General features: G+C 66.0%; 2 protein-coding genes. Both read left to right on the top strand.

Features of this window, described 5'->3' with window-relative positions; all coding sequences use genetic code 11:
• Positions 1–785: 785 nt before the first annotated feature.
• Positions 786–9,395: an SdrD B-like domain-containing protein gene (locus GCN75_RS22795; RefSeq protein WP_152284428.1), complete on the top strand. Its 8,610-nt coding sequence runs from the start codon at positions 786–788 to the stop codon at positions 9,393–9,395.
• A gap of 14 nt (positions 9,396–9,409) precedes the next feature.
• Positions 9,410–13,855: an OmpA family protein gene (locus tag GCN75_RS22790; RefSeq protein ID WP_193317612.1), complete on the top strand. Its 4,446-nt coding sequence runs from the start codon at positions 9,410–9,412 to the stop codon at positions 13,853–13,855.
• Positions 13,856–13,901 lie beyond the last annotated feature (46 nt).

Genomic DNA, 13,901 nt, shown 5'->3' with positions numbered 1-13,901 from the left:
TCCCCCGTGCCGTTTTTTTTGACACATCCCCGTTTTTCCCCTGTCCGCGGCGGTGCGCTGCCGATCTTCTTGTTGTATTTTTACAACTCCCTTTTCACGTTGCCGCGCATAAAAAATTTCCAAATAGAAATTTTCTGCGATTTCTGCCGTGCAGCGCCTGTGATACCAATAAACATTGTCATTTCAATTATTTTTAGTATCACATGGCTAACACTTTCTTTTCTGGTATGTACTGTATCGTACATAGTGGCATATAGGCCGAAATTGGCGTCTTTCCCCTCTTTTTCTCCCATCCTCCGGGCGCAAAGCCAAAAAACCAGGCTTAGTACCAATTTTTAAAAATAACAAAATAGACATATTAATTGACATGAAAGCAAGTGCCTTTGAAGGATTTTTGTTTTTACTTGATAATTTCAATTAATTAATTATTTAATATTTTTATTGCTTGTAATGCATTAAAAAATGCACCAGAATGTCGCAAATTCTCAATGTTGTCATAAATTACACATTGAATATTTGTTGACTTTCGTGCCGCCTTGCCATGTCCGCAGGGTGAAAAAACAGGCCGTTCGCTGTTTTTTCTGGGCCGGAAGTGCCGTTGCAGCACACCGCACAACCCCCTGACGACTGCCATGCCTATGTCCTCCTTTTTGCGCACTATCTTTTCCTGTCTGATCTCCTGCAAGCGGGGAGGGCCGCGCGGTCTCCTGCAGCGCCTGCTATGGCTGATCGCCTGTTGCTGGACCCTTGGCGCGGCGGGAGCGGCGTCGGCGGCGACAATCGACTTGTCCGTTTCCGCCTACTTGCAAGCGCCGGACCCCGTGCCGCGCGGCGGCAAGGCCAGCTTTTCGGTGGTGGTGACGAACAATGAGGACCTGGTCGATGCAACGGGCACTGTGCGCCTGGCGGTGGAACTGCCTGCCAATGTGAATTTTGCATCGGGCACGGCGCCGGCCGGCTGCGCCTACAATCTGGCCGCCAGTCCGCAATTGCTCACTTGCACGCGCAACGGACTGGGCAAGACCGCGAACTGGACGGTCAATTTCAGCGGCACGGGCTCGGCGGCGTCTGCCGTGGTGACCAAGGCCAGCGTGTCCTTTGTCAACGTGGACACGGACGGCAACAGCTTCAACAACGATTCGATCAAGACGGTCACCGTCATCAAGGGCGCGGACCTGAGCGTCGCCGCCAGCGGCACGACGGGCTTGAGCGGCTGCCCCGCCGCTTGTACGGCAGCGGCCGGCGCAACGGTGGGCTACCGGGTGGACGTGGCAAATGCCGGTCCGGACAGCGCATCGCAATTCAAGGTCACGTATAACCTGCCGGCCAGCGCAGACTTTACCTACGCGTCGGCGTCAGGCACGGGCTGGGCGTGCGCCCGTTCGGGCACCGTGCTGACCTGTACCTACAGCGGCGCGGCCATCGGCGTCGGGCAGCAAGCTCCCCCCATCACGATCGGCGGGCGCATCGTCAAGAGCATCGCCGGCACCATCACCAATGGCGCGTCGGTGGCATCGAGCGACTTGCAGACGGGCGATCCGGAAGACGGCAACAACGGACCCAGCCAGGTCATCGTCACGGTCAAGCCGGGCACCGACCTCGATGCCCGGCAAACCCTCGTGTCGAACGCCAGCGGCCTGAGCTCGTTGACGCAGGGCGAGGCGGTCAGCCTGAACCTGTGGGCCGTCAATAGCGGCACGCAGGACGCCAGCGGCGTCACCGTGAAGACGACGGTGTCCAGCGATTTCACCATCGGCACCTTGCCGGCCGGCTGCGCCAGGGCTGGCCAGACTATCACCTGCAATGTCGGCGCGCTGGCGCTGGGCGCCACCTCTTCCAAGTTCCTGATTCCGCTGACCGTCGCCTCGGGCGCGACGGGCGGCGCCAACGTGGTGGACGTGGCACGCAGCGCCCCGCTCGACGGCTTGAACAATCCCGCCTCGGCCACCTACACCATCGTCGCGCCATTCGCCCACCTGACCCTGACCAAGAGCAAGTCGCCAGGACTCGTCGCGGCCAATGGCCTGATCACCAATACCATCACGGTCACCAATGCGAGCACCTCCACCAGTGCCGCCAGCGGCACCGTGACCGTCACCGATACCTTGTCGCCGCAAGAAAGCTATGTGGGCGCCAGCGGCGCCGGCTGGACGTGCAGCGCGGCGGGCCAGCTGGTGACCTGTACCTACACGATCTCCGGCAGCCTGGCGCGCGGCGCGAAACTGCCTGCCCTGGTGCTGACCACGCGCGCGCAAGCGGGTTTTTCCGGCACCTTGAGCAATACCGCCTGTACCGGCATGGCCGCCGGGTCGGCGCACCAGCCGCCGGACAATGCGAGCACGGGCAATTGCGCCACCGCCAGCGTCACGTCGACGCCGTTGAACGTCGACCTGGCCATCGTCAAGACGGCGTCCCTGGCCAGCTTGCCGGCCGCCTCGAATACCTTCAGTTATACCCTGGTGGTCAGCAATGCGGGTCCGGACAGCGCGCCGACCGTCAAGGTGGTCGATGCCTTGCCGCACTGGTACAACGGCAGCGGCGGCACTACGGGCGGCAGCGTCGTGCTGGCCGGCAGCGGCGCCGGCGAAAGCTGCAGCTTTGCATCGACCATCACGTGCACGCTGCTGAATCTGGGCAATGGCGCGTCGCGCAGCATCACCATCACGCTCAACCGTCCGTTGAAGGACGGCGCCTTGCTCAATACCGCCACGGTATCGAGCCCCGATGCCATCGACACCGATGCGGCCAACAACAGCTCCGGTGCCACCGTCACCGTGGTGCCGCTGGCCGACGTCGGCGTCACGGCGATGTCCGGTGCGCCTAACCCCGTGCGCGTCGGCGTGCAGCTGGTGTTCACCACCTCGATCCGCAACAATGGTCCCAGCAGCGCGGCCAACGTGGTGCTGCGCCAGGTCATCGATCCGGATCGCATGGCGTATGTGGCCGGCTCGGCCAGCATCGCGGGCAGCGCCGCGCAATGCACGCTGGTGCCCGCCTTCAGCGGTGCGCCCTATGCGGGACAATCCGGCATCGAATGCCGGACCTTTGGACTCGCCGATGGCGAGACGCGCCAGCTGATCTTCTCGGTCATTCCCGTGTTCCCGTATCCCGATGCGCTCGACGCGGCCTATGCCAGCAGCGCCACCATCAGCACGACGACCGACGACAGCAATGCGGCCAACAACAGCAACAGCACCACCGTCACCGTGATCAGCAAGGAGCTGGACCTGAGCGTGTCGGCCGTCGATACGGGCTACGAACAGAGCCCGTTCGGCGATGCGCTTGTGTACCGGGTCACCGTGCAAAATAACGGGCCGTCGCTGGCCACGGGCCTGAAGCTGGTCGTCACGCCCATGCCGCCGCCGCAAAATGGCGCGGCCATGCCGTATACCATGCTGTGGAATGCCGCCGGCAGCACCTTGCCGACCGGTGCCGCGTGCAGCCAGCCGGGCGGCGCGGGCACGAACGTGGTGTGCTACCTGGCCAGCGTGCCCGGCGACAGCACGCTGTCCAGTGGCGCCAGCCGCGTGTTCGGCCTGAAATTCGATACGGGTCCCGTCAGCAATGCACCGCTGGGATCGATCACCTACAAGATCAACGCCAGCGTCGAATCGCTGGAAACGGGCGCGGCGCCGTTTGCCGGCGACAAGCTGGCGACGAACAACGTGGTGGAAGAAACCACCACCGTGCTGCCGAAGACCGATCTGATGCTGGTGTCGAAAACCGTCTCGCCCGCATCGCCGTTCAGCATCAACCAGCCCTTCAGCTACACCCTGGTGGTGGGCAATCTGGGGCCCGCCCTGGCGGCCAGCACGGTCGTCACCGACGTGCTGCCGGCCGGTTTCGTGCTGACGGGCGCACCGACGGCGCGTCTCGGCTCGGGCGCTGCGCTGGCCTTGAACAACTGCGTCAGCAGCGGTTCGCCGGTCACCGTGACGTGCACGCTGGGCGTGCTGCCGATTGCCTCGGGCGCCGCCGACACGGCCAACCTGGTCGCCATCACCATCCCGGTGAAGGCGCCATACCCGGCCTATGCGGGACCGTTCGCCAGCAACATCACGAATACCGCCAGCATCGTGCCGACGCCGGGCACCTCGCGCGATCCGAACGCCGGCAACAACAGTGCCAGCGTCGACGTGCAGATCGTCAAGTCGAGCATCGCCGGCTCCGTGTATAACGATGCGAACCGCAGCAACGGCATGGATGCCGGTGAAAAAATCACCAGCAGCGTGACGTTCTCGCTGTACGGCCAGGATTTCTGGGGCAACGATATCGGCACGGCGGGCGCGCCGCTGACCCTCAGCACCAGCAGCGGCGACTTCCTGTTCGACCGCCTGCCGCGCTCCGCAGCCGGCGGCTACACCCTCGTCGAGACACAGCCGGCCAGCTACGCCGACCTGTTTGAAGTCGCGGGCACGGCCGGTGGCACGCCGCCGCCGGCCAGCTGCGACAACGGCGCCAACTGCTCCGCCAGCGCGGCGCACAACACCATCGGCCAGATCGTGCTGGCGCCGAATACGGCGGCGACGGGCTACCTGTTCCAGGAATACGCGCATGCGGCCATCAGCGGCTACGTGTACGCCGACAGGAACAACAACGGCTTGCGCGAGGCGGGCGAAAATGGCATCGCTGGCGTGCAGGTGAAGCTCTCCGGACTGACATTCTGGGGCGCCGACGTGTGCGTGGCGATGGGCAGCGCATGTACGGCCACCACCGACGCCAATGGCAAATACAGCTTCACCAATGTCCCGCCTAGCCGTCTGGGAGAATCCTACACGGTGACCGAACTGGCCCAGCCTGCCGGCCATGCGGATGGCAAGGAGCAGAACGGCGCCGGCAATGTCGTGGCAAACAGCGCGGGACGCGCGGCGCCGGAAGGCATCGTCATCGGCAGCATCGAACCGGGCCTGAGCTACACCGAGCGCAATTTCGGCGAACTGGCGCTGGCGTCGATTGCCGGCAGCGTCTACATGGACAGCAACCGCGATGCGGTGCGCCAGGGTGGCGAAAGCACGGGCGTGGCCGGCGTCACGCTGACCTTGAGCGGCAATGACCATCTCGGTCGTCCCGTCTGTCCGGGCAATGCCATGCCGAGCTGCACCTTCCAGACGGGCGCCGATGGCAGCTACCTGATTGCGGGCCTGGCGCCGAGCGATGCTGCCGGCTATGCCGTGACAGTCACGCCGCCGGCCAGCCTGTATCACACGGGTGCGCAGGCTGGCAGTCTCGGTGGCCTGATCGACGGCGCCGTGCGCGTGCCTGGCACGGGCGTGCCCGGTGCGGCGATCCGCACTGCCGGCGCCATCGTGCTGCTGCCCGGCGCCACGGCGACGGGCTACCATTTCGGCCAGGCGCCAGGCGCGTCGGGCGGCGTGGCGCAGTCGCTGTCCGGCTACGTGTATATCGATGCGAACCGCAACGGCCGCAAGGATGGGGGCGAGACGGGCATCGCGGGCGTGACGCTCACCCTGTCGGGCACCACGGCGGACGGCTTCGATGTCTGCAGCGTGATCGTGCCTGCCGTGTGCACGCTGCAAACGGCGGCCGACGGCGGCTACAGCTTCACGGGCCTGCCGCAAAGCGACGGCAACGGCTATGCCGTGGCTGAAACCCAGCCTGCCGCCTACCTCGATGGCGCGGAAAGCGTGGGCACGGTCAATGGCGTCGCGACAGGCCGCATCGGCGGCAGCGCGCCCCGTTTCGACCAGTTCAGTGGCATCGTGCTGCCGAACGGCGGCAGCGCGCGCGACTACAATTTCGGCGAACTGACGGGCAGCATTGCCGGCAAGGTGTATCTCGACGTGGATGGCAATGGCGCGGCCGGCAGCGGCGACACGCCGCTGGCGGGCGTGACCTTGACGCTGACGGGTGGCGCAGGCGGTCCCGTGACGGTGCTGACCGATGCCAGCGGCGCCTATCGTTTCGACGGCCTGCTTGCCGGTACCTATACCGTGACGCAAACGCAGCCGGTCAATTACGCCGATGCGGCGCAGGCGGCCGGCAATGGCGGCGGCAATACCGGCGTGGCCAACGTGGTCAGCGCCATCACGCTCGCGCCGGGCGCGCAATTGACGGGCTACGATTTCGGCGAGAAGACGGGCGCCATCAGCGGCGCCGTCTACGTCGACGCCAACGACAATGGCGTACGCGATGCGGGTGAAACCACGGGCATCGCCGGCGTTACCGTCAGCCTGTCCGGCATCGCCCGCGACGGCGTCACGCCGGTCAACCGCACGGCCATCACGGCCGCCGACGGCAGCTACAGCTTCCGGGACCTGCCGCACGCGAATGCGGCTGGCTATACCTTGGTGGAAACGCAGCCGGCCGCCTATCTGGACGGACGCCAGCGCAAGGGCCTGATCGACGGCGCCGCTTCCTGCGCCAATCCGGCCTGCGACATCGGCACGGCCAATACCATCGCGCGCATTCCATTCGATGCGGCGAAGAGCCATACGCTTTTTGACTTCGGCGAATTGCAGGCGGCGAGCATTGCCGGCCGCGTGTACGGCGATGCCAACGACAGCGGCAGCTACGAGAAGGGCGAGGGCCTGCCGGGCGTGAGCCTGACGCTGAGCGGCATCGACAGCCACGGCAGGCCGGTCAATGTCACCGTCGTCACGGACGCCGATGGCAGCTACACGTTCCCTGGCCTGTATCCATCGGGTCCGGCCGGCTACACGGTCACTGAAACGCAGCCGGCCGGCCTGGGCAACTATCCGGGGGCGACGGGGACCTTTGTCGGCAGCATCAACGGCAAGCCGGTCGGTACCGGCGCGGTCGATGCCATCAGTGGCATCGTCCTGCCGCCCCAGGGCAATGGCAGCGGCTATGATTTCCGCGAACAGGTGTCGTCGTTGCGCGGTTTCGTGTATCGCGACCTGAACGACAACGGCGCCATGGACGCGGGCGAAGCGGGCATCGCCGACATTGAAATCACGGTGCGCGGTGCGAACGGCTTGAGCCGTACGGCGGTGACGGGAAGCGACGGCAGCTACCGCTTCGACGGCCTGCCGGCCGGTACCTACAGCCTGCTGGAAAACCAGCCTGCCGTGTATCTCGACGGCCGCGAAACGGCCGGCAGCGCCGGCGGCAAGGTCAACAACGCCAGCTTCGGCGCGGCGCCGGAACACAACACGATCAGCGACATCGTGCTGCCGGTGGCGACGCAGGCGAGCGGCTACCTGTTTGGCGAACGCCATATGCTGGGCAAGCTCGGTGGCGTGGTGTATGCGGACCTGAATAACGACGGCATCCGCAACGATGGCGAGCCAGGCATTGCCGGCGTGACGGTGACCCTGAGCGGCACGTCCGTCGATGGCAAGCCCGTCAAGCTGAGCGTGGTGACGGGCGCCGACGGCAATTACCTGTTCGATACGGTGCCGGTCAGCGACGCTACCGGCTACACCGTGACGGAAACGCAGCCGGCCGGCTATGTGGACGGCAAGACGTCCGTGCTGCCAGGATCGGTGGGCACGGCCAATGCCAGCAAGCCTGTCGGCGTGGGCAACAAGGACACGATCACGGGCATCCGGCTGGCGGCGGGCGACGACATGCGCGGCTATCTGTTCGGCGAGAAGGGCATCCCGCAATTGAAGCCGCCCATCATCAACGGCTACGTATGGCTGAACCGCGACGGCAGCCGCGTGCGTCCGCTCGACGGCAGCCAGGCTGGCGTGGCCGGCTGGACGGCCGAGCTGCACCAGGAAGGCAAATTGATCTGCCGCGCCATCACGGACGAGAAAGGCTTCTACCAGTTCGACAACCTGCATTGCCCCGGCTACGAGGCGAGCGGCTTGCCGACGGGTTCCGGCTACGCGATCACCTTCCTCAAGGATGGCAACAACATGCCGAATGTGCCCGTGTCGACGGGAGGCGAAGGCGTGGTGCTGCCAGGTGGCAGCCGCATCAGCGACCTGACCTTGCGCGACGGCGACCGTGTCGTCGAACAGAATCTGCCGCTCGATCCGGCCGGCGTGGTGTACGACTCCGTCACGCGCAAGCCGGTGTCCGGCGCCGTGGTGTCGATCAGCGGCCCCGCCGGTTTCGACAGCGCCACGCACCTGGTCGGTGGCGTTGCCGAGCAGACGCAAACCGTGGGCAGCGACGGCATGTACCAGTTCCTGCTGCAGAACGGCTTCCCCAGCGGCGTGTATACGCTGAGCGTGGTGGCGCCGGCGAACTACCTGCTGGCGCCGTCCGGCAGCCTGCCGGCCTGCAAGGGACCGCTGACGGTGGGCCTGGTGCCGGATCCGGCCTTTATCCAGGCCAGCGATTCGGCGCCGGTATTGTCGACGAAGATGGAGCTCGATCCGAACAACTGCACGGGACTGGTCGCCGGAGGCGCCAGGACCACGCAGTACTACCTGAGCTTTGTCATCACGAATGGCGGTTCGGCGCCGATCCTGAACAACCACATTCCGCTCGACCCGCTGGGCAGCGACAGCATCATGGTGACGAAGACGACGCCGATGCTGAACGTCACGCGCGGCGACCTGGTGCCGTACACGATCACGGCCAGCAATCCGCAGGCGGCAACCCTGGGCGCGATGGAAGTGCGCGACCTGATACCGGCCGGCTTCAAGTACCGCGTCGGCAGCGCGACCCGCAATGGCGTGCCGGTGGAGCCGCTCGTCGATGGCCGCAGCTTGCGCTGGAAGGAAAGCGGTTTCGCGCCGAAGGAGAAGAAGACCTACAAGCTGATGCTGATGGTGGGCAGCGGCGTTGGCGATGGCGAATACGTCAACCAGGCCTGGGCAGCGACGGGCGATACGCGTATTTCCAACCTGGCCACTGCCACGGTGCGGGTGGTGCCGGATGCCACTTTCGATTGTCCCGACATCATCGGCAAGGTCTTCGATGACCGGAATGCGAACGGCTACCAGGACGAAGGCGAGGCGGGCATTGCCGGCGTGCGCATGGCGACGGCGCGCGGCTTGCTGGTGACGACGGATGCGGAAGGACGCTTCCACGTGGCTTGTCCGGCGATTCCGAATGCGGACCGCGGCTCGAACTTCGTCATGAAGCTCGATGACCGTACCCTGCCGAGCGGCTACCGCGTCACGACGGAAAATCCGCGCGATGTGCGCTTGACCCGCGGCAAGGTGGTCAAGCTGAACTTCGGCGCCACCATCCACCGTGTCGTGCGTCTTGAGCTGAGCGACGCCGCATTCCTTGCGGGCGAAACGGCCTTGCAGCCGGAATGGGCAGCACGCATCGAAGGACTGGTGGCCAGCCTGCGCGCCAAGCCATCGGTACTGCGCATCGCGTATGCCGCTGGCGGCGATGCCGCGCTGGCGCAGCGCCGCAGCAAGGCGATCGAAAGCGAGATGCAGGCGCGCTGGCAGGCACTGCAAAACGAATATCCCCTCGTCATCGAGATCGAGGGCGCACAATGAAACCGAAAATGACCATGAACGTTAGCAATCAAGGCACCTTCAAAGCGGCGGCCAGGCCGGCCCCCAAGCGGCTCGTGTATTTGCTCGGCAGCATAGGCTTTGTCTGCCTGGGCGCGCATGCGCAAATGGCAGACGAACACGCGCTGCGGGGAAAAATGCTGGACCGCGGTCAAAGCATGGGGGCGCAGCAGCCCGCGAGCGGGGAACAGGAGTCGCCCGCTTTCAGCGGCCTGGCGCCGTCCGGCCTGAGCCGCGCCGAGCGCCGCGTGATCCTGGAAGCGGTGCCGCCGGCCACGCCGGCCCAGCAGAGCGTGACCTTCGACGACCTGCTGTCGGGCACCAATTTCGAGTCCGGCCGCGATGTGCTGCTGCCGGCCGCCACGGCCCGGCTTGACGCGCTGGCCGCACGTTTGCGCGGCAAGCAGAAGGTGCGCGTGCAGGTGATCGGGCATACGGACAACCAGCGCATCGCCGCCTGGCTCAAGCCGACTTTCCCCTCGAACCAGCATCTGTCGGAGGCGCGCGCACTGGCCGTCACGGCCTATCTGATGCGTGCACTGGACTTGCCGGCGTCGGCTTTTGCCGCCAGCGGCAAGGGCGAGAGCGAAGCGATCGCGTCGAACGCCACGCCGCAAGGCATGGCGCAGAACCGCCGCACGGAAATCCGTGCCTGGTACGAGGAAACCGCCGAACTGCCAGCCGTGGCCAGCGCGCCCGCCAGGCGCGTCGAGACGGTGGTGCTGGTCGACGACTGCGCCGTCGCCAGCCAGCTGGCCAACCGCGATGCGGCCTTCTCCATCAGCATAGACGGCGTGGTGCAGGACACCGATACGCCGCAGCAGGAAGCGGACCGCCAGCGCTGCGTCGACGTGGCGCTCGAGCGCTCCGACATCCAGGTCAAGTACGATCCCCTGAATGTCGCGCCGGCCCTGAATGTCTGGCTGGCGGCGCCCTATGCGCAGCGCCAGGCGCCCGTGCGTTTTGGCACGTACACCAACTACGCTTTTTTCCAGCAGCGCGCCGAGATCCGCATCTTCGCCAAGGGACAGAGCACGCAGGAGCAGCCATTTGCCATCGTGCCCGCGACGATGGGTGTAGCGACGGCCTGGCAGGCGCCGGCCGACGCGCCGGAGCAGATCGGCTACCTGCTGCGCGTCTACGACGCAGACGGCAAGTTCGACGAGACGCGTTTGCAGCCATTGCGCCTGCTCGATGCGGCGCCACCCGACGCGCCGGGCAAGAAGGCCGGCGGCGACGCCCTGGCCGACTGGGGCGAGTCGAGCCTGATCCTGCGCAATATCGATGCAGCGGGCGGCAGCGTTACCATCAGCGGCGAGAAGATCAAGCCTGGCCAGCAGGTGACGGCGCTGGGCATGGTCGTGCCCGTCGACGCCAGCGGCAAGTTCGCCATGCGCCAGATCATGCGCCCCGGCCCGCATACGGTGGAAGTGGCCGTGAAGGATGACAGCGGAGCCGGCATGACCTTCCGCCGCAACCTGAACATCGCCGACAGCGACTGGTTCTATGTGGCGCTGGCCGACCTGACCATTGGCCGCGACCGCACCAAGGGGCCGGCCGAACTGGTCACGGGCGACACGCAGCACTACAGGAACGAGACCTGGGCCGACGGCCGCGGCGCGTTTTACCTGAAGGGCAAGATCAAGGGCGACTACCTGCTGACGGCCAGCGCCGACACGCGCGAGCAGCCGCTGCGCGACCTGTTCCACAACTTCCAGAGCAAGGATCCGAACTACCTGCTGCGCCGCATCGATCCGGACAAATACTATCCCGTGTACGGCGACGACAGCACCACCGTCGACGATGCGCCTACCCAGGGGCGCTTCTACGTGCGCCTGGAAAAAGGCGATTCCTCCGTCATGTGGGGGAATTTCCAGACCACCTGGAGCGGCTCGGAACTGGCCCAGTACAGCCGCGGCCTGTATGGCGCCAATCTGCTGTGGAATGGCGCCGCCAGCACCAGCCATGGCGAAAAGGCCAGCACGGTCAACGCCTTTGCCGCTTCGCCGGGCACGCTGCAGTCGCGCGAGGAATTTCGCGGCACGGGCGGTTCGCAATACTATCTGCGCCACCTGGACCTGACGCAGGGGTCGGAACGCCTGTGGGTGGAAGTGCGCGACAAGGATTCGGGCCTGGTGATCGAGCGCATCCAGCTGACGCCCTCGCAGGACTATGAGATCAACTACCTGCAGGGCCGCCTGACCTTGCGCTCGCCGCTGTCCTCCGTGGCCGACGGCGGCGCGCTGGTGCAAAGCGCCAGCTTGAGCGGCAACCCCGTGTACCTGGTGGCGACGTATGAATATGTGCCGGGCCTGAGCGCCATTTCCGGCACCTCGGTGGGCGTGCGCGCCAGCCACTGGTTCAACGACCATGTGCGCATCGGCGCCAGCAATTACCACCAGGGCGAGCAAGGTTCGGACCAGACACTCAAGGAGCTGGACCTGACCCTGCGCTACAGGCCGGGCACCTGGATCAAGGCCGAGGCAGCCCGTTCCAGCGGCGACGCCAGCAGCGTGCTCAGTTCATCGAGCGGCGGCTTCGATTTCAACCAGACGACGGCGGGCGGCCGCCCCGCCAACGCGAAGCGCTTCGACGGCGCGCTGGACCTGGCCGACCTGGGCGGCGCGGCGCGCGGCCGCATCGCCGCCTACTGGCAGGACCGCGAAGCCGGTTACGCGGGACCGGGCATGCAGACCCTGAACGGCGAAGCGGTGCGGCAAACGGGCCTGGCGGCGACCGTGCCGCTGGGCGAGCGCACGGAAGTGTCGCTGAAGGCGGATGACCGCACGGCCACCAGCCAGGATGCGCGCGCCGTGGAAGCGGCGCTGCGCCACAAGCTCGATGCCGAGTGGGGCGTGTCGGCTGGCATGCGGCACGACCGCCGCGACAATGCGATCGGCAGGGACAATGCCAGCGCCATCCTGAGCCAGGATGGCGGGCGCAGCGACGCCGTGCTGCGCGTCGACTATCGGCCGCTGCAGCAGGGCCAGCAAGCCCGGGACGGCGCGCTGGAAAGGGTGCCGGCATCGAACGCCGTGCCGCAGCCGGGACTGCAAGGCGGCATCACGGGCCAGCTGGTGACGCAGGGCCGCGAGGCGGGCATGGCCGGCGGTCCGCAGTACGGCCCCGACACCACGCTCGCTTCCGGTGTGGCTTCGGCGCGCGTGGCAGGATTGCTGTACGCGCCGTGGGACATGTACGGCTTCGTGCAGCATACCTTGTCGCGCAGCGGCAACCGCGCCCTGAATGACCGCGCGGGACTGGGCGGCACCTACCAGGTGAGCGAGCGCCTGCGCCTGGGGGCGGAAGCGTCGGGCGGCAGCGGCGGCGCGGGCGGCCAGCTGTTCGGCAACCTGCAGATGGATGAGCGCAGCAGCGTCTACCTGAACTACCGCATGGAGACGGAAACGCCGGATGTGAACTACAGCGGCCGCCAGTCTACCTTGACGGCGGGCAGCCGCTATCGCCTGAACGACAGGGCGGGCCTGTTTGCGGAAAGCCGCTGGGGCAATGGCGCGGGGCCGCAAAGCCTGACGCACGCGTTCGGCGTGGACCTGGCGCCCACCGAACGCTGGACCACGGGCATCAAGTTCGAGACGGGCACCCTGTCGAATCCCCTGTCCGGCGACTTGAAGCGCGACGCCATCGGCCTGACGGCGGCGTATGCCTACGAGCGGCTGAAATTTTCCAGTGCGCTGGAGTTTCGCACGGACCGCACCAAGTCGCTGGGAACCGTGGAGGGCAGTTGCGCCACCGTGCCGGCCGACGGCGGCTGCGCCACGGACGCAAACAGCGAACACCGCAAGGTGTGGCTGACGCGCAATGCGCTGAGCTACCAGCTGGACCGCGATTGGCGATTGCTGGGCAAGTTCAACCTGTCGCGCAGCAGTTCCACGCGGGGCGCCTTCTACGATGGCGACTACACGGAAGTGGTGACGGGAGCGGCCTACCGTCCCGTCGACAACGACCGCTGGAATACCCTGTTCAAGTACACGTACTTTTACAACCTGCCATCGCCAGGCCAGGTGGACGGCGTCACGGGCGGGGTGCTCGACTACACGCAGAAAAGCCATATCCTGAATGTCGATACGACCTATGACGTGCGGCCGTGGCTGTCCGTGGGCGGCAAGTTCGGCGTGCGCACGGGCCAGTTGCGGGCGTCGAAGACGCAAGGCGAGTGGTTCTCCAGCCGCGCGGAATTGCTGGTGCTGCGCGCCGACTTCCACATCGTCAAGGAGTGGGACGCCCTGATCGAGGCGCGCCGGCTGAAGGCGCGCGAGGCGGGCGATGCGCGCGCCGGCGCCCTGATCGGCGTCTACCGGCATGTGGCAAAGCACGCCAAGATCGGCATCGGCTACAACTTCACGACCTTCTCGGACGACTTGACGGATCTGTCGTATCGCAGCCGGGGCTGGTTCCTGAACGCCATCAGCACGTTCTGACGCCGATAGGCGCAGCAGGGAAGCAGGGCGGTCTCGCGGCTGTCCT

Source organism: Janthinobacterium violaceinigrum (assembly GCF_009208555.1).
Lineage (GTDB): Bacteria > Pseudomonadota > Gammaproteobacteria > Burkholderiales > Burkholderiaceae_D > Janthinobacterium > Janthinobacterium violaceinigrum.
This window is presented reverse-complemented; position numbering and strand designations above follow the sequence as displayed.